Source organism: Candidatus Methanocrinis alkalitolerans (assembly GCF_029167205.1).
Taxonomy (GTDB): domain Archaea; phylum Halobacteriota; class Methanosarcinia; order Methanotrichales; family Methanotrichaceae; genus Methanocrinis; species Methanocrinis alkalitolerans.
The window spans coordinates 23994-46142 of record NZ_JARFPL010000016.1; the positions used below are offsets into that span (position 1 = coordinate 23994).

Consider the following 22149-nt stretch of genomic DNA (forward strand, 5'->3'; position numbering starts at 1 on the left):
TAGTCGCAACCCTCTAAAAATGTACCGGTGCCCTTCCCCTCCTGCCGGGAAGACCTGCCCCGGGGCCGAAAGCATCCGAAGTATTCTGGTCTCCTGGTCCATCCGCCTGCACCTTATGCCAGTCATCCAGGAGCGCCTCCAGCTCCTCCGCCGTCCGGGCCTGGAGTCTCTTGAGTCCGTCGACATGGGCCTGGAGCTCATCCCCCGTCCGGAAGAGGGTCCCCCGGATAGCCTCGTCGTTACATCGGCTGGAAGGGGCCTGCAGATGCAATAGATTACGAGAACTGCTCATCCCCGTCGGAGGAGGACGCTGCGGCTGAACCTGATCTTCGGCTCGTCGGTCGGCGCAAGCCCCGCCCCCTCTGCCGCCTCCTTCATCCGTCTGAAAGAGGATTCTGAGACGTGAAACTTCGGCTCGGAGATCAGGAGGCAGGCATCCTCCTTCAGAAGGGAGGCGACCTCCTCGAAGAATCGCCCTTGATCGGCGACCTCGTGGACCATGTAGAAGGCGAGGGCGAAATCGACCTCGTCGCAGACGCCGATCCTATCCGGCTTGCTCTGGTGGGTGGTTATTCGGGACGATAGCCCCTCCTTCGCCGCCTTATTCCTCAGGAGATCCAGCATTCGGTCCTGCAGATCCACGGCAATGACCCGCCCGTCTTCGCCCACCATCTTCGCCATGGCGATGGTGAAGGTCCCCGAGCCGCACCCGAGATCCAGGACGGTATCTCCCTCTTCTATGAGCCGCCCGAGGATCTTCTCCGGGTTGTGGACGAGCCTTCGAATAGGATTATCCAGAGTCGGCGCCAGCCACCACGGACAGATGCGGGATAATTCGGCCATGTAAATCTCACTCCCGTCGACGAGATGGCGCTAGGAGTCTATAGAGCTATGCGATTCGCGGATCCGCAAGGGCCGGAGGATCATCCGAATAACCACCGCCGCAGCGACCCCCCGCCCCGGATCTGGTTGGCTCTCTCCCTCGCCTCTTCGCTCTCCCTTGAGAGGGATACGGCGACGGTGGCGACTATCATGCATACGAGCATCAGGAGCCATACGCTCTGGTAGGCCTCCGGAGACCTCGAGGTGAGGATCAGCCCTGAGACCTGCTGGAGGACCGCCCCTCCGGCGAAGGGGAATATGTTGAGGGCTGCCGTCACCGTCCCGACGATCGCCATGGGGAAGAGCTCCTTGATCTGGGCGTAGCTGACGACGAAGAACCCGCCGAAGAAGCCGAAGAAGAAGTTTATGGCCATGTAGGCCTGGGGGCTTGATATCGATCCTGCGGTGGACCATATAACAGCCCAGATTACGGTATAGGCGACGGACCCCGCCACGAGGACCTTCTTTCGAGACCCCAGGACCTTGTCGGAGATGTAGCCGGCGGTGGTGCAGCCGAAGATCATCCCGATCCCGATGAAGGTGAGGACTATGCCGTAGGTCGTCTTCACCCACCCCAGGACGTCGCTATAGAACGGTCCTGCCCAGAGCCCCTGATAGACCATGACGCTCCCGTACATGAAGAAGAACCAGACCGCCATGGGCCAGAACTTCCTCCCAGACCCGAAGGTCATCTTCAGCGCCGCCCCCATGGGGATCCTCTCCGGCCCTCCGTCGTCGAGCTCCGATCCGCCGCCCTCGTACGCCTCGATCTCGGATATGGCGGGAAGTCCCACATCCTGGGGCCGGTCCCGGGCAATCGCCCAGGCGCCGACGGCGATGGCGAGGGTGATCGCCCCCAGGATGAGAAAGACCTGCTGCCAGCCCAGGGCTGCAGAGAAGAAGGCGAGGGGTCCTGCGGCGCCGAGGGCGCCCAGGTTTCCCACCGCCAGGAGGATCCCCGAGAGGGTGGCGAACTCGTTGGTCCTGTACCAGGTCGAGATGATCTTCATGGTGGGGATGTAGACCATCGCGACCCCCAGTCCGATCATCACCCGTCCGACGACCACCAGCTCGAAGGAAGAGGCGATCCCCGTGAGGATCGCTCCGGCCGCGGCCAGGAGGGTGAAGGCGCTGACGGTCTTCCTGGGCCCCCAGCTGTCGGTCAATAGCCCCGCTGGAAGCTGCATGACGGTGTAGGCGTAGAAGTAGGCGGAGCTGAGGAGGGCGATGGAGGCGGCCGATACGGCGAAGGTCGCCTCCAGGTCCGTCGCCACCGCTGCGGTGGAGACCCGGTGGAAGTAGACGAAGAAGTAGGCAGAGGCGAGGATGCCGAAGACCGCCCACCGACGGCTCATCACCCTGTCAACATCGCTCTTCTCTAACGGCGTTGTAGAAACCCTCCTCTACATGAGACGGGACGAATCGAATCTTGCCCTTCGTCGGCCAGCTCTCGGAAGGTCGGGACGGCTATATATCACCATGGGCTGATCTGCAGATGAATCCTCTCGGAAAAGTTTTTCATAAATCGTATTATATAATTAGCTTTAAATGTTATTTGATCCCTCAACTCTAATTGTGGCCGTAATACATATCGTTCCTATAATATCGTTCCTCTGAAGGCAGCAAAATCGATATAACGGATTAACATGGCGAGGATAGGATTATGTCAATGACATACATACGGATCACCTTTTCGCTCCTCCTGGCCTTCGGCCTTGTCGCCAGCCCTGGGGCATCTGTCGTCCCCGATGAGCCTCCAGGCCCCAATCTGGCGGCGATGGAAGGCCGGACTTCCGGCGAGGAGATGGCATCCATCCTGGACGAGGCGAGAGATCGCCTTCTGGAGAACGGCAAGATCGAAGGGCTGAAGGCCATCAGCGACCCCCATGGCGAGTTTGTCAGGGGCGAGCTCTACATCTTCGCCTACGACTTCAACGGGACGCTCCTCGCCCACCCCTATCTTCCGGAGCTGGTGGGCAGAAACAACCTCGACCTCGTCGACCCCAATGGCGTTCCCATGATCAAGAACCTGATGGAAGTGGCAGGGCGGGGCGGAGGCCTCATCTACAACGTCTACCCCAACCCCGCCGCCGATAACGTCGATGAGCTGAAGCTCGTCGGCGTCGTAAAGGTCGACGACGACCTCTGGATAGGCTCCGGGATCTACATCTCAGCCGAGCCTCCCCGGTTCAGCCTTCAGGATCGGGAATCTCTGAGAAACTTCGTCGATGAGGCGGTGAACTATTCCATCGAGAACGGCAGGCAGAAGGCTCTTGCGGCCTTCAACGATCCTGCCGGGGAGTTCGTCCGGGGTGGCCTCTACATCTTCGCCTACGACTTCAACGGCACCGCCCTCGCCCTACCCTTCCAGCCCGATATCGTCGGCGATGATCGGATCGATATCGAAGACGCCAACGGCGTCGCCTTCGTCCGGGATTTCATATCCCTGGCCAGGGGAGGCGAAGGGGAGTCGTACTATATCTATCCAAACCCCGAAAATGAGATGGCTGAGGAGCTGAAGCTCAGCCGCGTCGCCAAGGTCGACGAGACCTGGTTTTTGGGGGCTGGTATCTACAGCTCGCGCTCCAAAGATGATAACCTCTCAGAAAAGAAGCCGGCAAATAGGATAGAGCTCCAGGGCTTCGTCCGGGAGGCGGCGAGCCACGCCCTGGTGGCAGGAAGGGAGAGGGCCGCGGCCGATTTCATGGATACCGAAGGTCCCTGGGTCCGGGGAGACGTCTACATCTTCGCCCAGGACTTCAACGGCACCGCCCTCGTCCTCCCCTACCTCCCCTCGGAGGTGGGGACCTACCGCCTTGACGTCCAAGACGAGGAAGGCGCCTTCATCAACCGGGATATGCGCTCCATCGCCCTCAAAGACGGCGGTTTCTACGAATACCGGTGGAGAAACCCCGCCACCAGCGAGACCGAAGATAAGGTTAGCTACGTCATGAAGGTCGACGAGACCTGGTGGCTCGGTGCCGGGATATACGAGCAGTAGGGAAAAGCGGCCGCTGCCGGGGCTGACCCGGCCATCTTTTTTCATAGAGGATCAAAGCGCGTTTATCTTTCTCCTGGAAGATCGCAACCGGTTTATCTCCGGTCGAAGATACCGGTTACCGCCCGAAAAACATCGGCCCATTGAAGGGCCGGGAGGAAGAATCTCATGATCGAACTGCTGCGCAAGAGAAGAAGCATCAGAAGGTACAGGGACGAGGATATCGACCCCGGGATCGTGGAGCTACTCAAGGAGGCGGCTCTCCGGTCGCCGACCTCCAGAAACTTCAGGCCCTGGAGGTTCGTCTTCGTCGAAGATCGGGAAAAGCTCGCGGCGCTCTCGAAGGCGAAGCCCTCGGGCTCTTCATTTCTCGCAGGAGCGCGCCTGGGGGTCGTCGTCTGCGCCTATGATGACGAGTCGGACGTCTGGATAGAGGACTGCTCGATAGCATCGATAATCCTGCAGCTTGCGGGCCAGAGCCTAGGCCTCGGCTCCTGCTGGATCCAGATAAGGCTGCGGATGCACGACGGATCGCAGACGAGCGAGGAGTACGTCCGGTCGGTCCTCGGCCTTCCCGCGGGGTTGAAGGTCGAGTCGATCATCGCCTTCGGATATCCCGATGAGGAGAGGGAGCCAGTGCCGGCAGAGGAACTGCAGCAGGAGAAGATCATATCGGCCTGAGGATCGGTAATCATCATCTCCCTTCATCTCCCACCGAAAGGGAGATCTTCAGACCCGACGATCCAAGACCCATGAAAATCGGAAGAAAGGCGAAGCCCGACTCCCCCGATGAGATGGCCCTCGTCCATCACGCCCTGGAAAACCCCATCAGAAGGAGGATGATCATCCTGATGGTAGAGGGGTGCCTCTCGGTCGAGGGGATCGGCTTGGCTGTAGGTCCGAAGATGCTCGACTACCACCTCCACCGGCTGGAGCTGGCGGGGCTCATCTATCTCGCCGGCGGGAAGATTGCCCTTACGGAGTCGGGAGAGGCCTACGGCGGACTCGTCAAGTCCCAGGCGGAGAGAGGGGGCGCATGGTGAGATCCGTCCCGGTATCGGGAGGTTCTCGCATCAGAGAGAGCGAGGGTGGGGGTTATGCCCGCCACCCGGCGGACCGTCGCCCCCCGCCCCCCCCATCCTCCTGGATCAGCCCCAGGAGTTCAGGGACGCGCCGATCCCACGCCACTCCGCCAACTCATCTTCAGGGGGTTTAGGTGGCTACTTGTACCATGTTGCTTCTTGCGATCTCGCTAAACCCGCCGCCCCCCGCCCAGTTCTCAAACATCCGAAACTCGTACTCCCCAGCCTCCCCCGGGGCGGTGAAGGTGAGGGTACCACTCGTCTCGCCGCGGAGGTAATGCCACTGGCCGTACTCTTCGTTTGCCGCTCCTGCCTTGTAGATGGCGATCCAGTCGGTCTCAAACCCCGGCGCTCCCGAATAATCGACGGATATCTCCCCGCCTGGGGCCACCCGCAGAGGGGACGCCGTGATATTCGTAAGGTTTAAAGCTTCGATCTCGACGGTGACGAGGTTGCTTCTTGCGATATCGTTATAGCCGCCCCCACCGGCCCAGTTCTCAAACATCCGTAACTCGTAGGCTCCCCCTTCGCCGGGGGCGGTGAAGGTCAGATTCCCTCTCGGCTCGCCGTAGAGGTAATACCACTCGCCGTACTCTTCGTTCGGATCGTCCACCTTGAAGATGGCTATCCAGTCACTTTCAAACCCTGGTGCTCCCGAATATGAGACTACGATCTCGTCCTCGGGGTTCGCCAGGCTCGGCGATGCATAAATCGTCGCCTCCTCTCCCATCGCCTGCAAGGAAGCGGCGATGAGCAGAACCGCGATCGCCACCAGGGGTCGGACGATCTCAGAATAGGCAATTCCCTTCGATCTCAATCGAGTTACCTCCACAAATCTGTCGGCTTCCGCCTCAAGAGAGGCGTGGGCTGGAGTAGGATCTACGCCCCTTAAGTTGAAATAGGTTCTTCAAGGATGGCGGGGACCTTCCGAACCCATCTCCTTTTGAGCCCTCTTTCTGATCCTCCGCTTGTAGGCCTCATGGCTCGCGAAGAGGAGGATCGGGAAGGGGATGAGGATCCAGAGATGATCGATGGGGACGTGAGAGGTGTTGAAGACGAGCTGGACCGCCCCGACGTTCAGGAGGGCGTATATCCAGAGCAGCTCCAGGAGGATGGCGACGATGAGAAGCCTGTTTTTGAAGAGCCCCCTCTCGAAGGCGGAAGACCCCCAGGACCGGAGCGTCCAGACGTTGAGGAGCTGGCAGCTGACGGCCCCCAGGAGGGTCATCGTCATGGCCTGCTTATGAAAGTCGGTGTTGGTTATGGAGAGGTCTCCGTAGCTCCAGCCGTTCAAAAAGAGGAAACCGAGGAAGGCGGTCATGGCGGCGGCCCCCTCGATGGGGCCCAAAAAGAAGTAGCCCCGCTTGAAGACCTCCCTGTCGAGGATCTTCTCGTCCTTTCCTACGGGGGGGCGTTCCATGATGTCCTTCTCCGGCGCCTCGTTGCCCAGGGCGAGGCCGGGGAGCATGTCGGACCCCAGGTCTATAGATAGGATCTGGATCACCGAGAGGGGGAGGGGGATTCTGAAGAAGAAATGGAGGATGTAGGGGACGATCTCCGGGACGTTCGAGGAGAGTATGTAGGTTACGAACTTTTTTATGTTGAAGTAGACGGTCCTCCCCTCCTCTACGGCGGCGACGATGGATGCGAAGTTGTCATCCAGAAGGATCATGTCCGCCGCCTCCTTGGCCACCTCCGTCCCCTTCATCCCCATGGAGATCCCGATGTCCGCCTTCCTGAGGGCGGGAGCGTCGTTGACGCCGTCGCCGGTCATCGCCACCACCTCCCCGTTCTCCTGGAGGATGGAGGCGATCCGCAGCTTCTGCTCAGACCTCATCCGGGCGAAGAGGACGTTATCTTCGGCGAGGATCTTCGCAAGATCCTCGTCCGGGATCTTCCTGATCTCATCTCCCGTAAGGACGACGTCGACCTCGAGCCCCACCATCTCGGCGATCGCCTTGGCTGTGAGGGGGTTGTCCCCGGTGAGGATCATGACCCTTATGGAGGCTCTCTGGCACTTTTTTATGGCGTCGCGTACCTCCTCTCTCGGAAGGTCCATGATCCCCAATAGCCCCAGAAATATGAGGTCCTTCTCCTCATCCCCCTCGTTGTAGGCGACGGCAATGAGCCTGTAGGCCTTCCGCTCCAGCTCCTGAGCCTCCGCCTCTATCCTCCTCCGTTCCTCCTCCCCCAGGGGGCGGACCCGCCCTCTTCCGTCGACGAGCCGGTCGGAGAGCGGGATCAGGACCTCCGGTGCCCCCTTGGAGAAGATCATCCTCCTGCCCCCCTTCTCACAGACCGTCGACATCATCTTCCGGTCGCTGGAGAAGGGAATCTCACCGGCCTTTTCGTAACCCTCGCCAGAAACTCCGGCCTTCCTGGCGGCGGCGACGATGGCCAGCTCCGTCGGGTCGCCGTAGACCGACCCCTCGCATATCTTCGCCCTGGAGTTCAGGGCAGACGCTTCAAGGAGGAAGTTCAGCCGATCGAGAGAACCCGGCGCCTCATCTTGGAAGGAGAACTCGCCGTCTTCGAAGTAGCCCTCGCCGGAGACCCTCGCCCCCTCGCCGCCGGCGAGGCGGACCTCCTTCACCGTCATCTCGTTTCGGGTGATCGTCCCGGTCTTGTCGGTGCATATCACCGTGGCGCTCCCCAGGGTCTGGGCTGATTCGAGGTTCTTTATCAGGGCGTTCCTCCGCGCCATGTTCCGGCTGGCCATCGATAAAGAGAGGGTTATGGTGGGGAGCATCCCCTCAGGAACGTTGGCCACTATGAGGGAGAGGGCGAAGATGGCGGCGATGGGCCACCCCTGGCCGGATAGGACCCCCAGGACGAAGAAGAGGCCGCCCACCAGGAGGGCGGCGAGGGTCAGGATCCTGGTGATCCAGATGATCTCAAGCTCCATCGGCGTAGGCCTCTTCTCTACATCTTTCGAGAGGGAGGCCATCTTTCCAAACTCCGTCTCCCCGCCGGTGGCAAAGATGACGGCGAGGCCGTTACCTGAGGTTACGGTCGTCCCGGCGAAGAGGACGTTCTTCGCGTCCAGGATCTCCTCGCTGGCGTCGGCCTCGGCGACCCTCCGCGCCGGCTCCGCCTCGCCGGTGAGAGCCGCCATGTTGACCCGGAGAGAGTTTCCCTCCAGGAGGACTCCGTCGGCCCCTATCCTGTCGCCCTCTTCGACGACCAAGATGTCTCCGGGGACTAGCTCTTTTGCCTCCACCTCCTGGACCTCGCCGCCCCTCCGGACGACCGCCTTCGATGGTACCAGCATTAGGAGCGCCTCCACCGTCTTGTCCGCCCTGTACTCCTGCCAGAAGGCGAAGGTGGCGTTGATGAAGACGGCTCCGAGGATGGCGAAGGAGAGGATGTCATACCCCTCGCCGGGAGAATGGTGGTCCGCCACGAAGGAGAGGACGGCCGCCACCTCCAGGAGGATGGCAAAGAAAGCGAGGTACTGCCGGAGGTACTCCTTCAGGTAGTTCTTCCTCCGCCTCCTCTCAAGCTCGTTGGGTCCGAACTCCTTCAGCCGTCTTCTCGCCTCTGAGATCTCCAGGCCGGAGAGGCTGCTGTTGAGGCGGGCCAGCACCACGTCGCTGGGGAAAGAGCGGAGGCTCTTCTGGTCGCTCATAAAATCTTCTTGAGGTTATCTCTCAAAGGTTTAAATAATTATCCAAAAAAAGGGCGCAGACTCCCTGGTGCTTGGGAGGAGATGGAAGAAGAGGAAGAAGAGGGGAGCTGCCCGGACCCCTCTTATCATGCTTTGGGGATCGTCCAAAAGACGGACGGCGACCGTTCTCGGGAGTCGTCCCGGCCGTCAGATCTCGGACTCCAGGGAGTGCTCGATCAGCGCCCAGAGAAGGTCGGAGTCCTTCAGCATCCCCGCCAGTTTCTGGTGAGCCGAAACCACCGGGAGCTGGTCGATCTTCTCTCTTTTCATAACCCGCGCACACTCGGAGACCTCGCTGCTCTTGATGGCGGTGACGGCGGGGACCATCGCCTGCTTGACGGGGATTTTGCGCAGCGCGATCCGGGAGACGCCGTAGTAGAAGTTGAGGGTGTCTCTGGTGCTCTCCCAAGTCCACTCGTCCTCGTCCGTCGCCGAAGACATGTCCGACATCTCGACGGAGTCCTCGATGACTGACGCGTTTATCAGATCTCTATCGGAGACTATCCCCACCAGGTTCAGATCGGAGTCTATCACCGGGGATGCCTGGACGTCGGCGTACTCCATCACGGCTCCCGCCACCGGGAGTGGCATCTCGTCCCAGATGGCGACGGCGGTCTTCTCAAAGTACCTCTCGATCGTCCTATTTATATCCAGGTCTGCGATCACCCGGATTATGTCGGCGACGCTGACGATCCCCGATAGGGTGGCGTCCTCCACCACGGGAAGACGCCTGATATCGTTCTCTGCCAGGAGCTTCGCCGCCTCGACGACGCTGTCTTCGGGCTTCACCACCAGCGGGTCCCGGGTCATCAGGAGGGCGGTCTGGTCCTCTTCGGGATTTCTAAGAAGGTCGGTCCTGGTGACCATCCCCACCAGCTCGCCGCCCTTGACCACAGGTACCCCTGAGACGTGCCTCTCCTTGAGAGCCTTCAATACCATGTCCCTGGAGCCGGGTATAGAGACGAAGGCGACGTCCTCCACCATCACATCCTTGATCAGAATTCCGTTCAAACCTTCTCCCCCGGCACTGTCAGGACCGGCAACTTGGAGTTACGGACGACCTTCTCGGCGACGGACCCCAAAAGGAACTTGTCGAGGCCGGTCCGCCCAACGCTCCCCATCACCACCACATCGAACCCGGACTCCGAGGAGAGCTTCAGAAGCTCCTCGCCGGGGTTCCCCTCGACGACCATCTTGGTTGAGGGGACCGCTGCCCTCTTGGCCATCTCGTCGATGTAAGAGGTGGCGTCCTCCCCCTCTCTGATCAGAAGGTCCCTGATGCTCGCAAGAGCCATATCCTCGGGCAGGTGGCTCAGCCTTCCAGTATCGGCGACGTAGACTATGGTGATGGCCCCTCCAGAAAGCCTGGCGAGCTCAATTCCCACCTCTGCCGCCCGCTCGCTATGCTTCGAGCCGTCGGTTGCTATCATTATCCTCTCAAACATGGAAAAACCTCTAATAGACCGCAAGAACGTCCGAGGGGGCGGCCCTCCTGACGACGCTCGCCAGGGGATCTCTCACCCCCCACATCTTATCCGACCGTCTATCGATGACCATGATTCTGCATCTCTTCCCGGGGCTGATGGCGCCAGCTTCATCGTCGGCGCCCAAGATCCGAGCACCGTTTAGAGTGCAGATCATAAATACCTGTCTATCGTTATGCAGCAGCGCCTTGGATAGAAACTCCATCTCGGAGAAGAGGTCTGGCGAGTTGAGCATGACGTTGTCGGTCCCCAGGCCCACGACCATACCCATCTGGAGCATCCGGCGGACGTCGGGAAGCCCCACCCCGGTGACGAGGTTAGACCGGGGGCAGACGACGACGGGAACCCCCGCCTCCGCCACCATCTTCAAGTCCCGCTCTTCGGCGCGGGTGAGGTGGACGAGGAGGTCGGGCGATAGGCTGAGGGCGTCCTCGATGTCCCCTCTCCCCGCCTCCCCGGCGTGGAGGGCGACCCGTTTTCCCTCTGACCTCGCCTTCTCCACCATCTCCTCGACGAGGGATCTCGGATGATCTCTGGTGCTGCTGATCCCCACCCCCCAGCACCTTTGATGGACCCGGACCGATCCGGGATCGGGCCTCCCAAAGATTCTTCCTATCATGCCGGAGCCCTCCATCGCCTCCAAGAGCATATCGACGCCTTCGATCCCCCCCTCCCGGAAGTCGGCGAAGGCGCAGGTCCCAGATCTGGCCATATAAGATAGGGACCTCTTCATCCCCTCCACCTGATCTCTCCGGGAGGCCCTTTCAAGGATCCGGTGCTTAAGCCCTCCCGGCCCCACCAGCTCCTCAAGGGGGAGGTACGGCGGGTCCTTGAGGACGGAGTCGCCGAGATGGACGTGGCCGTTCACAAGGGCCGGGCATATTATCCCCTCCAGATCCGAGTCGATCTTCTCTGATCCGACCTCCGCCACGACCCCCTTCCGGAGAGAGAGGTACCCCTCGAAGGGCTCAAAATCCTCGCCGAGGAGGATCGTTCCGGAGAGGAGGATCTCATCTATCGCCTTTTCCATCGAGCTGAGATGGGAGAGGTAAAATATTTAGCTTTCCACCCCTCCACGAGGAGATCATGGAAAGGCCCTTCGTCTTCATCAACGCCGCCATGAGCGCCGACGGAAAGATCAGCTCGTTTCACCGCGAACAGGTGAGGATATCCGGGCCCGAGGATATGGACCGGGTGAGCCTCTTGCGGGCTGGCAGTGACGCCGTCATGGTGGGGGTGGGGACGGTCCTCGCCGACGATCCCGGGCTGAGGATAAAATCTGCGGACCACAAAAAGATGAGGTCTGACCGGGGCCAATCCAACCAACCCCTCCGGGTCGTCGTCGACAGCCGGGCGAGGACCCCCCCCGGATCTGAGGTGCTGGGGGAGGGGTCCATCCTCGCCGTCTCCGAAGCTGCGCCGGAGGAGCGGCTCGCCTTCTTAAGGGAGAAGTGCGAGATCGTCGTCTCCGGCGAGGAAAAAGTCGACCTTGGGGAGCTTCTGTCGATTTTGAAGAAAAAAGGGGTCGAGAGGCTGATGGTGGAGGGGGGGGCCACCCTCAACTGGTCCCTCATCGAGGCGGGGCTCGTCGACGAGATCTCCGTCTACATCGGCCCGATGATCATCGGTGGGGAGGGGGCGCCGACCCTCGTCGACGGCCCCGGCTTCTCCGCCGATTACCCAAAGCTCTCCCTCATATCCGCCGACCTCCTGGACGGCGGCGTACTTCTGCGGTGGCGGGTCCTCCGGTGAAGATAAGGATCTAGCTTCAGGCCATCATATCAGGATCTCGTATCAAGATCTAACATCAAGATCTCATCCAGTCGTCCCAGACCTTCCCCTTCTCTGCCAGAATCGGTGCGATCTTCTCCGCCATGTCGAAGGGGATCCCCACCACCACGAAGTCGTCCTCCAATCCGGCGTTCTTCGCGGCGCCGTCGCAGCCGAGGGAGACGTTCACGTCCCCTTTCAGGATCGGGGAGGAGGTGGCGTCGACGCAGAAGGACTGGATCCCGGAGGTGTCGAAGTTCACCCTCCCTCCCTCCTGGTAGAGGGCGGCCTGGACTATCCTCCTCGCCTGGAAGGGCTTTCCGACGAAGATGACGACGTCCGGCTTCACCAACATCTTCTCCAGGGGTCCGACGAGGGTGGCGACGGTCCTCCCCGGCTCCTGGGCCGGGAAGGAGGAGACGATATTGGATCCCGCCTCCTTCGTCACCACCTTGTTCAGCTTTGAGAAGTAGAGGTTTCCGGAGGAGATGTTCTCGGGAAACTCCATCAGCCCTAATCCCGCAGCGCCTCCCTTGCAGGAGTGCATATCGACCTTCGCCAGGGTCGTCTCGCCCCGGAGCCTAGCCGCCTGGACCATCTCGCAGTAGCGCAGCGGCTCGGGGATCATCTTCGTGTTCTTGGGGATATCTTCTTCCTTTTTGATCAGCTTCACGCCCACAGGGTTAGTTTCCAGGTGGAGTGTCTCGACCAGGGTCTTTGCCATCTCATCAAGTTCCATGGAGAATACCTCGCTAGTTTATGCCTGGAGACGGGTTTGCTCCGGGCCTACATCTCTCTTGCGCTCAAGAGCACGATCGATTTGGGTATTTCAGGTCGGCGCTGCCCCGGAAAGAACAGTCATAAAAAGGATACTTCAGCCGGGCCAGCCTCGACAGGGCGGTAGCTTTCATATGGTATATCCCCCTATAGGCCGATATATGGCTGAGACCACGACGATCGTGATCCGCCGGGAGACGAAGGCGCGGTTAGACGAGCTGAAGCGGCACCCTCGGGAGAGTTACAACGATGTCGTCGATCGGCTTGCCACCATGGCAACGGACGATGAGCCCCTCAGCGAGGATACGCTCAAGAGCGATGAAGAGATCGAGGCCGAGCTGGGGCGGGGTTGATGCTAGACAGCAATCTCTTCAAAGACCGCCCAGATATTCGAAGATGCCGCAGAAGCCCTGAAAAGCTGGAACCTCATCACTTCTCCTCCAAAGCATCGCGATAGCACCCTTTTGCCCTCTCGCTGAAGCAGACCAAAAGCACCTTCTCGATCGTGCCGTTCTTCTCCAGAAAATCCCTGATCTCGGCGACGGCTATCCTTGATGCCCTCTCCATCGGAAACCCGTAGGCTCCGGCGCTGATGGCCGGAAAGGCGATCGTCTCGATCCCGTTCTCTTCGGCGAGCAAGAGAGAGCTCCGGTAGGCCTTCGCCAGAAGCTCCTCCTCGCCCCGGCCTCCGCCCCGCCAGATCGGCCCCACGGTGTGGATCACAAATTTTGCGGGAAGGCGGTACCCTCTCGTGATCCTCGCCTCGCCGGGAGGACAGCCGCCGAGGGTTCGGCACTCCTCCAGAAGGCCCGGGCCCGCCGCCCCATGTATCGCGCCGTCGACGCCCCCGCCGCCCAGAAGGGAGGGATTGGCGGCGTTGACGATGGCGTCGACCTCCAATTTTGTGATGTCGCCGAGGGCGACAGCGATCCGCTCGTTCATCTTTTTCATCCTATCTATCCGATGCCTTTCTCCTGCCCAGATGCTCTTCTCTCGTGATGTCGAAGAGGATGTCGTCGAGGCAGAGATCTCCCTGCCGAGAGCAGGCCCGCCTCGTCCCGATCCTCCGAAAGCCCGCTCCTTCAAGGGCCCTTACCGAGGACTGGTTCTCGACGGTGGCCGAGGCGAAGATCGATTTGAGCCCGAGGCGCAAAAAGCCGTGGTACAGGAGCGCCTCCACGATCTTTCTCCCCAGGCCCCTCCCCCTGTACTCGGGGTCTCCGATCAGGTACGAGATTTCGCCGGTGCAGGGGGTTCTCTCATAGAGGGAGGCAAAACCGATTGCTGCATCACCCCAATAAATCATGAAGTCCTCGTCCTTAGAGCAGAGGATGCTCACTTCGAGCTGGTCTATGGTCAGGGAAGAGGAGGGCTCCATGTAACGGGTCAGATCCTGGTCCTCAAACCAACCGAAGAGGAGGGGGGCGTCTTCTGCCCTCACCCGCCTGAAGTATATTTCGCCCGCCGAGAAGCCCTCTCCATCGCCTTCCCCGCCCTCCTTTCCTTCATCCCCCTCTCCCTCCGACCAGAGGTGACCCCTCCCGAAGCGGTCCAGGGCGGACCTCGCTATCCTCTCGACGAGCTTTGGGTAGTCCATCCCGGCGGCGGCGGCGGCCCGGGCAAAGCCGCTCCCCGAAGGGTTTATGCAGGGGTTGGGGTTCACCTCGATGACGAAGGGCTCGCCGTCCTCCTCCCGGATTCGGAAGTCGACCCGAGCGTACCCCTCGATCCCCAGGGCGGAGCAGGCCCCCTTTGCCAGGGCCTCTATTCGATCTTTAAGCTCCGGATCCAGGGGGGCGGGGCAGATGGGGACCGTCTTCTGGAAGAAGGGGCTATCCTCCAGCCACTTCGCCTCAAAGCCCAGGATCCTCGGCACGCCCTCAGGAAGGTTGAATACGATCTCCGAGATCGGAAGAACCTCGGAGCCGTCGGGTCCGATGAAGAGGGCGGCGTTCACCTCTCTGCCCTCGATGTACTCCTCGACCAGGGCGGGCTGGCTGTAGGTCTCTATAACTCTCGATACCTTGACCCTCAGATCCATCTCGTCCTTCGCGATGGAGTCGGCGGTGATCCCGATGGACGCATCCTCCAGGACGGGCTTTACGATCACGGGAAAGTCGAGGCTGAATTTGTCGTCGGAGGTCCGAAAGATCGAGAACCTGGGGGTGGGTATCCCCTCCCTCTCCAGGACGAGCTTGGAGAGCCCCTTGTCCCTCGCCACCTCCAGGGCTCCGGGAGGGGAGCCGGTGTAGGGGACGCCGAGAAGCTCGATGAAACCCGCCACCTTCGGCTCGGCCCGGAGGTCGTCGCCGAAGCCCTCGGCCAGGTTGAATATCAGGTCGAAGTTCTTGAGGGAAAAGAGCGCCTCCAGGCTGCACCGCAGGGTGACGGCTTCGTGGCCCGCGGCTTCGAGGCTCCGTTTCGCCTCCTCCACCGTCTCCAGGACTTCGATCTCCGCCTCCATCTCGATCTCGCTTCTGGACCCCTCGCCTGGGATGTTGTATAGGATCGCCGCCTTCATCTCGAAATTCCCTCGCGTCTGAGGGCTGCATTGAAGACCCTGCCTATAAGCTCTTCGTACGAGTATCCGGCAGCGTAGGCGGCCTTGGGGAAACGAGAGTTCTCGGCCGGGTCGGGGATGAGGCCGGGGAGGGCGTTGACGTCGAAGACCGACGGTTCGCCGTCGCCATCGAGGCGGAGGTCGAGCCTGCAGAGGTCCCTCACCTCCAGGGCCTCAAAGGTCCTCTTGGCCACGTCTTCGATCCGGGAACGGAGGTCGTCGTCCAGATGGGCCGGGCAGACGGTGGTGTCGTAACCGACGTCCAGGGAGTCGTAGATCCACTTCACCTCGTAGCAGTCGAACTTGGGGGCGCCCTCGGGGAGCGCCTCGAAGCCGACCTCGACGACGGGAAGGACCTCCGGCGGGTTTCCCAGAAGCCCCACGGTGAACTCCCTTCCGGTCAGGTACTCCTCGACTAGAACCGGCTGGCGGTACGTTGCCACCATCTCGGAGGCGACCTCCTCCAGCTCCTCTTTCGAGTTCACCAGAGATCTGGCGGTGATCCCCCGGCTAGACCCCTCGCAGTTGGGCTTCAAAAAGAGGGGAAATTTCAGGTCTATGGAGAGGTCCCCGCCTCGGGTCAGAAGCTGGAACCTCGGGGTCCTTATGCCGTTGGCCACCAGGACCTCCTTCGTCCTCCTCTTGTCCAGGGTGATGGCGAGGGTGGTGACCCCGGATCCGGAGTAGGGTATCCCCAGCATCTCCAGCATCGCCGGAATCTGGGCCTCCCTCGCCTCCCCTCGGATCCCCTCGGCGATATTGAAGGCGAGGTCGAAATTTCCCTTCTTCAGCTTCTCATAGGCGTCCTCGTCCGCCTCGACGACCTCGACGGAGTCGCAGTATCTGAGAAGGGCGGACCTGATCGCCAGAACCGTCGAAGGGGCGTCGAACTCGGCGAAGGTGTCGTCCCCCGACTCCTGGGAGTAGCCGGGGGGGAGGGTGTTGCAGGTGAGGGCGACCTTCATCTCAGAGCCTCGGGTTGGGGTACTCGTATACCTCGCCCTTGTAGTTGGATATGACCGCCTTCTCTTCATCCGAGGCAAGGAGGTAGTCCGGCGGGAGGATCGGGATCTTCCCCCCCCCCGGCGAGTCTATGATCAGGTGGGGGACACAGAGCCCCGAGGTGTGGCCCTGGAGGTGACCGATGACGTCGAAGCCCGCCTGGAGGGGGGTTCTGAAGTGCTCGACGCCCTTGACGAGGTCGCAGAGGTAGATGTAGTAGGGCCTCACCCGATTTTTGACGAGCTTTCGCATCAGCTCCTTCATCACCTCGGGGTCGTCGTTGACGCCCCGGAGGAGGACCGTCTGGCTCCCCAGGGGGATGCCGGCGTCGGCGAGGAGCTTCAGCGCCCGCTCGCTCTCGGGGTTTATCTCCCTCGGGTGCTCGAAGTGGATGTTCATGTAGAGGGGATGGTACTTCTTGAGGACCTTGACGAGCCGCGGAGTGACCCTTTCGGGCATCACCGAGGGTACCCGAGTCCCTATCCTGATGATCTCGACGGAGGGTATCGACCGTAGCTCCCGGAGGATTATATCCAGCTCCCGGTTGGACCGGAGGAGCGGATCGCCGCCGCTGAGGAGGACGTCTCTGACTTCGGGATGGCTTCTGATGTACTCTATCCCGGCGAAGATCTGCTGCATCGGGGTCTGCTCGACCCTGCCTACGGATCGTTTCCGGGTACAGAACCTGCAGTACATGGCGCACTTGGAGCTGACCATCAGGAGGACCCGGTCGGGGTACCGGTGGATTAGCCCGGGCACCTTCGTATCCCTCCCCTCTGATAGCGGGTCGGCGACGTTGCGTAAGTCCGAGAGCTCCTCGGCGGACGGCACCGCCTGTCTCCAGATGGGGTCGCCCTTCTCCTGGATGAGGGAGAGGAAGTGGCTGCTGATCTTCATGGGGTAGACCCTCTTTACCCGCTCGATCTCTGCCATGTCGGCGCCGAGGCGGGCCAGAAGCTCGTGGACGGTTTCGGCCGTTTGTGGAGGCTTATCGTCGGAGGATTCGGCTATAAAATCGGTTTCGCCGCTGGAGGCGCACGCTGAATCAAACAATGCCCTCACCTCTCTGATAGAGAGGTGTAATTCTCATGATGGCAGACTCCATCATCTTAAATGCTCCGAAAGATCCTTTAACGTGACTATGGCTCCTTAAATCTGGTTTAGATAGTTCCAATCCAGATAAAACCCTTGAAATATAACCCTCAAGGTGGTTTGCGAAGTTATTCGCGGTCATGTGTTTACCAAGCCGCCATTATCCATATCAGGTAAATAAACCTGTTGATCCAAGAGTTTAATCCCCCAAAAACGCCTTATCATCATCAGTTATCTTATCAAAATCCGTATTATTCTGTTTATTGGTATAATGGAAAAATAATCTCGGAAATTCGGTTTTCAATCCCTATACTCCTATGAAATAGGATTTGATGCGCCTATGATCCGTTATATTCGGACTAAATCCCGGATAGTCCCTCAAACCGGATTATCCGCCCCCCGGCCCCCAACCTCGATCCTCTACCCCGGTGGTGAGAACATCCGCGAAATAACCGCTCTGAGACAGAAGCAGACGAGATCGACCTGCCACCGACGCCCCCCATACTTCTCAAACCTCATCTACAACCTCCTCGTGATAGAGCCGATGGCCGCATCGCTTGCAGTAAGTCGCGTCAATATCGTGCTCCAAGAGGCCGCACTGAGGGCAGAGAACGCTCGTCTTCCTGGTGATCAGGACCCACTCCTTGACGATCTTGCTCGCCTCCCAAGGTATGAGGACGATCCCCGAGAGGATCATCAGGATCGTCACCAATTTTCCGCCCTCGGTCACTGGAGTGATGTCGCCGAAGCCGACAGTGGTGAGGGCCACCACAGTGAAGTAAAAGGCATCTCCAAAGTTTCTGACCCCGTCGTTTGCAGGGCTTTCTACGTAGTAGAAGAGGCCAGATCCGATGAAGAATATGATCAAAATCGTCGTCACGAGCCTTGCCACTTTGAGAAGCTCTAGAGATATGCTGCCGAAGAAGAAGTGGGGGTCGGCGAGGAACCGGAGAAACCTGAATATCCTGAATACCTTGAATACCCTGATAGTCTTAACGAAGGCTATATTGAGGGTGAGGCCGACTAGGGGGAGAACTGCTTGAAAGAGCGTCGGCAGTATCGCCACAAGGTCGATTATGCTGTAGACGTCCGAGATCTGTCTTCTCCTATCCGGCGCGGCATATAGGCGAGCTATATATTCGATGACGAATAAGCCGACGACGAAGACCTCCATCCACCATAGAAAGGCTCTGAGCTCTTCAGATATGTCGTAGGTGTCGATGACGAAGATGGCGCAGACTAAAAGGTTCAGGGAGATTATCGCGATGTCGATGGCTTTACCGAGGGACGTCCTGTAATCGATGAGGTAGAATTCGACCAACTCTCTGAACTTCTCAGGGGGAACGGATCCATTTTCCATCATCTCCGGGGACTATCATCCTTCGAAGATAAACAACCTTCGAAATAGGATCAAAATTGAGCAAAGTTCATATATGGAGGATCGGCCTTTGCGAATCTCGCCGGGGTCTCGATTGATATGACCGAAGATGGAAAACCAAGTCTGAAGCGAGAGCTAGGGCTCTTCGAGGTGACCCTCTCCGGCATCGGGATAATCCTGGGGGCCGGGATCTACGCTCTGATCGGGAAGGCCGCGGGGATGGCCGGGAACGCCGTCTGGATCTCCTTTGGATTGGCAGCTCTCATCGCCGTCTTCACCGGCCTCAGCTACGCCGAGCTCTCGTCGATCTTTCCCCGGGCCAGCGCCGAGCACGAGTACACCCGCCGCGCCTTCGGCGAGAGGCTCGCCTTCGTCGTCGGGTGGATGATCATATTCAGCGGGATCATAGGGGCGGCGACGGTCGCCCTCGCCTTCGGCGGCTACTTCGAGGCCCTGACGGGGCTTTCGATCCTCGGATCGGCGATCGTCCTCCTCCTGGCCCTCTCCCTCGTCCTCCTCTGGGGGATCAAGATCTCGGCCTGGTTTGCCATCGTCTTCACCCTCGTCGAAACGGCGGGGCTTTTGATGGTGATCTACATAGGCCTCCCCCATTTGGGGAGCGTCGACTACTTGGAGATGCCTGGCGGCTTCGACGGGATCTTCGGGGCCGCGGCCCTCATCTTCTTCGCCTACATGGGCTTTGAAGAGATGGTGAAGCTCTCGGAGGAGACCAGAGACCCCGAGAGGAACATACCCCTCGCCCTGGTTGTTGCCCTGGCCACCACCATCGTCCTCTACATGCTGGTGGCTGTGAGCGTCGTCTCCGTCGTCCCCTGGGAGGCCCTCGCCGCCTCCGACGCCCCCTTCGCCGAGGTGGCGGCCGAGGCCCTGGGGCCGGAGGCCTTCGTCGTCATCTCGGCTATAGCCTTATTCGCCACCGCCAACACAGTCCTTCTGATGCTCCTCGCCGCGTCCAGGATCGCCTACGGGATGGCCGAGTCCTCAGCCATGCCCGATTTCCTGGCGCGGGTCCACCCGAAGAGGAGGACGCCCTGGACGGCGATCATCGTCGTCATGCTCCTTTCGATGGGATTCGTCTTCTCCGGCGACATAGCCTTTGTCGCCAGCGCCAACGACTTCATCCTCTTTTCTACCTTCGTCGTCATCAACGCGAGCCTCATCTATCTGAGGTACAAAGATCCTGATCGTCCTCGCCCCTTCAGGGTTCCGTTGAGGATCGGCACCCTCCCCATCCTCCCGATGCTGGGGATCGTCACATCCATCTTCCTCATCTTTCACCTCGACGAGGGGGCGGTCCTCCTGGGGTCGGCGATAGCCCTCGTCGGCGGGGTCTTCGCCCTGGTGCTCCGCAAAAAGGCCGGCGAGGTTTGACAGATCAGCCCCGGCCCGGGGATCTTCGACGCCGATCTTCGCGGCGGCGGGGACGAGGACGCACCTCGCCCACTTCGGGCCGACGGGCTTGCCGCATCTCCCCTCGAAGATGTGGGTTTTGCCGGGGTTGGCGTCGATGTAACCCACCACCGCCCTGAGGAGCTCCGGCGAGAGGGGGATCTCCTCGACCCCGGAGGATCCATCTTCGGCCTCTTCATACTCTCCTCTCAACCGGAGGACCCCCCGATCTCGATCAAGGTCGCAGCTCTTCGCTCCCCGGAGGTCTTCCAGGCTCCGGCCCGTCTCCAAAAGGAGCCTGAGCATAATCTTATCCCCCTCGGAGTTGAGGGCGGAGAGGAGGCGGTTCTGCTCCTCTGCGCCGAGGGGGCGAAGGTATGGGGTCATCGTCCCTCCGTCCTGACCGATCCCGGATCGATGGAGAGGCCCCTATCCGGGCAGAGGCAGGAGAACTGCAGGGACGTATCGTAGCCGATCCCATAAAACCGATCATCTGCAAAGACCACCTCTCCGAGGCCCCGATGGCCCCCCGCGGCCGGGTCGACGGCCACGTACCCTCCCTCTGGATCCCGGACCGCGACCCACATCCGCGGGTGGAGGGGGTGGCCCTCGTAACCCTCCATCAGAAGGGCGTCGTACCCCTCCCCCTCGAGGAGCGCCCAGGATACCTGAGTCCGATGGGTGGAGTCCGGATCATCCTCCTCCCCGGCGTAGGTGTAACGGTCCAACAGGTCTCTGAGCCCCAATATCCATCTCGGATCCACCGCTTCGGCAGGGGGGAGGTCCACCATCCGCGGCGGGTCGCAGTCCTTCTCGATGGAGGCGCCGCCCAAGGAGCCGTCTTCTCCGGCGAGCCCTCTCACCACGTTGACCCCGTCCACCACCATCCCACGGTACCAATCCCCCTCCTCGGGCCGCACCAGGGACCCTACCCCCCTGACAGCTCCGTCCGCGGCCGGAGATATCGGCTGCCAATTTCCTTCCGGCCCCTGGACCGCCACCCAGAAGGCTCCCCCCCTCCGGAGGAGGATCGCCCCGTATCCCCCGTCCAAAAGGAGCTTTTGGAGCGCCACCTCTCCGGCCGGAGCCTCCGCCCTACGGCGGAGGGAGACTATCTCCTCGCAGGCCACATCGTCGATCCGCCCTCCCTCTCGGCGGCTCTTGATGACCACCTTCACCCCCACCTCGGGGTTTTGGGTTGGAGGACGGCTCGAAAAATGATAAGACAGAAGCGTAAGAGATAGGACCGTACCCCAGCCGTCGAGGACGGGGGACCGGGGCTGCAGCACCGCGTACCGTTCGGACCCCTCGTCCCTGAAGCTCTCGATGACCCCCTCGAACCTTTCGAGGTTCTCATCCCAGGACTCAGGACAGGACCAGAAGGAGGCGAAGAAGAACCTCCCTGAGACGGGAGACGACCAGGCGACGAGCCTCTTTGAAGACTCGTGGCCACCACGCCGATAGTAGACGTTCAGCGTCGATCCCCTCTGGCCGTCCACCTCGACGGGATGGGACTGCTCCGCCGTCAGGACCGAGAAGCCCAACGGCTCGCTCCTGTAGCCCCTCACCACCTGCCTGAGGACGCCGTCGGGGTCGACGCCGAAGTCCTCAAACCAGCCGATGGAGGCGAGGGCGCAGGGGCCCTCCAGGACGAGCCGCCCTTCGTTCCTCCCCCCTTCCACCGACCCCCTCCATCCCGGCGGAAGGACCAGGGAGAAGTTCGCCCAGCGGCTCCGATCTCCGTCGTCTTCACCATCCTTCGGATCTAGGAGGCTGAAATTGATGCCGCCCATCGTCAGCCCCATCTTTGGGCGCGTTTCCGCCACCGTCGGTTGGAAACCCGGTTTCGTCTCCCCTGGACCGCCCGTCCCGGACCCGAAGTCTGGGATGGGGGCGATCTCGAAGAGGTCCGTAAAATTATCTTCCCAGCCGAAACCTCCAGCGGCTGCTGCAGCCGGAACTATGAATATGGTGGCGAAGGATAAGGTCGCGAGCAAGGGCAGACCCCCCCCCAAAGGACGAAAACTCCCCATGCCCCTCTTTTGCG

General features: G+C 60.7%; 22 protein-coding genes. 7 read left to right on the forward strand and 15 right to left on the reverse strand.

Going from position 1 to position 22149, the window contains the following annotated elements; all coding sequences use genetic code 11:
* Positions 1–13: 13 nt before the first annotated feature.
* The 3 genes from P0O24_RS06535 to P0O24_RS06545 all read right to left on the reverse strand — a co-directional run bounded on the left by P0O24_RS06535 (position 14) and on the right by P0O24_RS06545 (position 2237).
* Positions 14–292, reverse strand: a complete 279-nt coding sequence (locus tag P0O24_RS06535; RefSeq protein WP_316968939.1) for a hypothetical protein — start codon at positions 290–292, stop codon at positions 14–16.
* Positions 289–843 carry a class I SAM-dependent methyltransferase gene (locus P0O24_RS06540; RefSeq protein ID WP_316968940.1) on the reverse strand — a complete coding sequence of 185 codons (555 nt, stop codon included), beginning with the start codon at positions 841–843 and terminating at the stop codon, positions 289–291. The genes P0O24_RS06535 and P0O24_RS06540 overlap by 4 nt, the downstream gene beginning before the upstream one ends.
* Before the next feature lie 80 nt (positions 844–923).
* Positions 924–2237 (reverse strand): MFS transporter, encoded by a 1314-nt coding sequence (locus tag P0O24_RS06545; RefSeq protein WP_316968941.1) that lies wholly within the window; start codon positions 2235–2237, stop codon positions 924–926.
* A gap of 308 nt (positions 2238–2545) precedes the next feature.
* Here P0O24_RS06545 and P0O24_RS06550 point away from each other — a divergent pair, with 308 nt between their 5' ends.
* The 3 genes from P0O24_RS06550 to P0O24_RS06560 all read left to right on the forward strand — a co-directional run bounded on the left by P0O24_RS06550 (position 2546) and on the right by P0O24_RS06560 (position 4923).
* Positions 2546–3883: a cache domain-containing protein gene (locus P0O24_RS06550; RefSeq protein ID WP_316968942.1), complete on the forward strand. Its 1338-nt coding sequence runs from the start codon at positions 2546–2548 to the stop codon at positions 3881–3883.
* Positions 3884–4048: 165 nt separating this feature from the next.
* A complete protein-coding gene (locus tag P0O24_RS06555; protein WP_316968943.1) occupies positions 4049–4561 on the forward strand; it encodes a nitroreductase family protein in 513 nt (170 codons plus the stop codon).
* Positions 4562–4632: 71 nt separating this feature from the next.
* Complete coding sequence (locus tag P0O24_RS06560; protein ID WP_316968944.1) at positions 4633–4923, forward strand: hypothetical protein; 291 nt, start codon at positions 4633–4635, stop codon at positions 4921–4923.
* Positions 4924–5092: 169 nt separating this feature from the next.
* On the opposite strand, the gene P0O24_RS06565 is transcribed toward P0O24_RS06560, so the two are convergent.
* The 5 genes from P0O24_RS06565 to P0O24_RS06585 all read right to left on the reverse strand — a co-directional run bounded on the left by P0O24_RS06565 (position 5093) and on the right by P0O24_RS06585 (position 11143).
* Positions 5093–5779: a hypothetical protein gene (locus P0O24_RS06565; protein ID WP_316968945.1), complete on the reverse strand. Its 687-nt coding sequence runs from the start codon at positions 5777–5779 to the stop codon at positions 5093–5095.
* Positions 5780–5869: 90 nt separating this feature from the next.
* Complete coding sequence (locus P0O24_RS06570) at positions 5870–8590, reverse strand: cation-translocating P-type ATPase (protein ID WP_316968946.1); 2721 nt, start codon at positions 8588–8590, stop codon at positions 5870–5872.
* Positions 8591–8776: 186 nt separating this feature from the next.
* Positions 8777–9613 carry a CBS domain-containing protein gene (locus P0O24_RS06575; protein WP_394356730.1) on the reverse strand — a complete coding sequence of 279 codons (837 nt, stop codon included), beginning with the start codon at positions 9611–9613 and terminating at the stop codon, positions 8777–8779.
* A 23-nt stretch (positions 9614–9636) separates the two neighbouring features.
* On the reverse strand, positions 9637–10074 hold the full coding sequence (locus P0O24_RS06580; RefSeq protein ID WP_316968948.1) for a universal stress protein: 438 nt from the start codon (positions 10072–10074) through the stop codon (positions 9637–9639).
* Between the two features lie 10 nt (positions 10075–10084).
* Complete coding sequence (locus P0O24_RS06585; RefSeq protein WP_316968949.1) at positions 10085–11143, reverse strand: amidohydrolase family protein; 1059 nt, start codon at positions 11141–11143, stop codon at positions 10085–10087.
* A 56-nt stretch (positions 11144–11199) separates the two neighbouring features.
* Here P0O24_RS06585 and P0O24_RS06590 point away from each other — a divergent pair, with 56 nt between their 5' ends.
* On the forward strand, positions 11200–11865 hold the full coding sequence (locus tag P0O24_RS06590) for a 2,5-diamino-6-(ribosylamino)-4(3H)-pyrimidinone 5'-phosphate reductase (RefSeq protein WP_316968950.1): 666 nt from the start codon (positions 11200–11202) through the stop codon (positions 11863–11865).
* 55 nt (positions 11866–11920) lie between these two features.
* On the opposite strand, the gene P0O24_RS06595 is transcribed toward P0O24_RS06590, so the two are convergent.
* On the reverse strand, positions 11921–12622 hold the full coding sequence (locus P0O24_RS06595; protein WP_316968951.1) for a DUF169 domain-containing protein: 702 nt from the start codon (positions 12620–12622) through the stop codon (positions 11921–11923).
* A gap of 199 nt (positions 12623–12821) precedes the next feature.
* On the opposite strand from P0O24_RS06595, the gene P0O24_RS06600 reads away from it, so the two are divergent.
* Positions 12822–13013, forward strand: a complete 192-nt coding sequence (locus P0O24_RS06600; RefSeq protein ID WP_316968952.1) for a DUF7557 family protein — start codon at positions 12822–12824, stop codon at positions 13011–13013.
* Between the two features lie 76 nt (positions 13014–13089).
* On the opposite strand, the gene P0O24_RS06605 is transcribed toward P0O24_RS06600, so the two are convergent.
* The 5 genes from P0O24_RS06605 to P0O24_RS06625 form a co-directional block, all read right to left on the reverse strand.
* Positions 13090–13602 carry an O-acetyl-ADP-ribose deacetylase gene (locus tag P0O24_RS06605; RefSeq protein WP_394356731.1) on the reverse strand — a complete coding sequence of 171 codons (513 nt, stop codon included), beginning with the start codon at positions 13600–13602 and terminating at the stop codon, positions 13090–13092.
* A 10-nt stretch (positions 13603–13612) separates the two neighbouring features.
* Entirely contained in the window at positions 13613–15181 is a 1569-nt protein-coding gene (locus P0O24_RS06610) for a GNAT family N-acetyltransferase (protein WP_316968954.1), read from the reverse strand.
* The gene (locus P0O24_RS06615; RefSeq protein WP_316968955.1) at positions 15178–16185 is read right to left on the reverse strand and encodes a D-alanine--D-alanine ligase family protein; all 1008 of its coding nucleotides are present in this window, start codon (positions 16183–16185) and stop codon (positions 15178–15180) included. Before P0O24_RS06615 ends, P0O24_RS06610 begins: the two co-directional genes overlap by 4 nt.
* A gap of 1 nt (position 16186) precedes the next feature.
* Positions 16187–17275 carry a KamA family radical SAM protein gene (locus P0O24_RS06620; protein WP_316968956.1) on the reverse strand — a complete coding sequence of 363 codons (1089 nt, stop codon included), beginning with the start codon at positions 17273–17275 and terminating at the stop codon, positions 16187–16189.
* 547 nt (positions 17276–17822) lie between these two features.
* Positions 17823–18677, reverse strand: a complete 855-nt coding sequence (locus P0O24_RS06625; protein WP_316968957.1) for an ion transporter — start codon at positions 18675–18677, stop codon at positions 17823–17825.
* Positions 18678–18791: 114 nt separating this feature from the next.
* On the opposite strand from P0O24_RS06625, the gene P0O24_RS06630 reads away from it, so the two are divergent.
* A complete protein-coding gene (locus P0O24_RS06630; RefSeq protein ID WP_316968958.1) occupies positions 18792–20084 on the forward strand; it encodes an APC family permease in 1293 nt (430 codons plus the stop codon).
* A gap of 111 nt (positions 20085–20195) precedes the next feature.
* Positions 20196–20573, forward strand: a complete 378-nt coding sequence (locus tag P0O24_RS06635; protein WP_316968959.1) for a hypothetical protein — start codon at positions 20196–20198, stop codon at positions 20571–20573.
* Here P0O24_RS06635 and P0O24_RS06640 read toward each other — a convergent pair.
* Complete coding sequence (locus tag P0O24_RS06640) at positions 20486–22099, reverse strand: hypothetical protein (RefSeq protein ID WP_316968960.1); 1614 nt, start codon at positions 22097–22099, stop codon at positions 20486–20488. The two genes, P0O24_RS06635 and P0O24_RS06640, sit on opposite strands and share 88 nt — an antisense overlap.
* Positions 22100–22149: the final 50 nt, after the last annotated feature.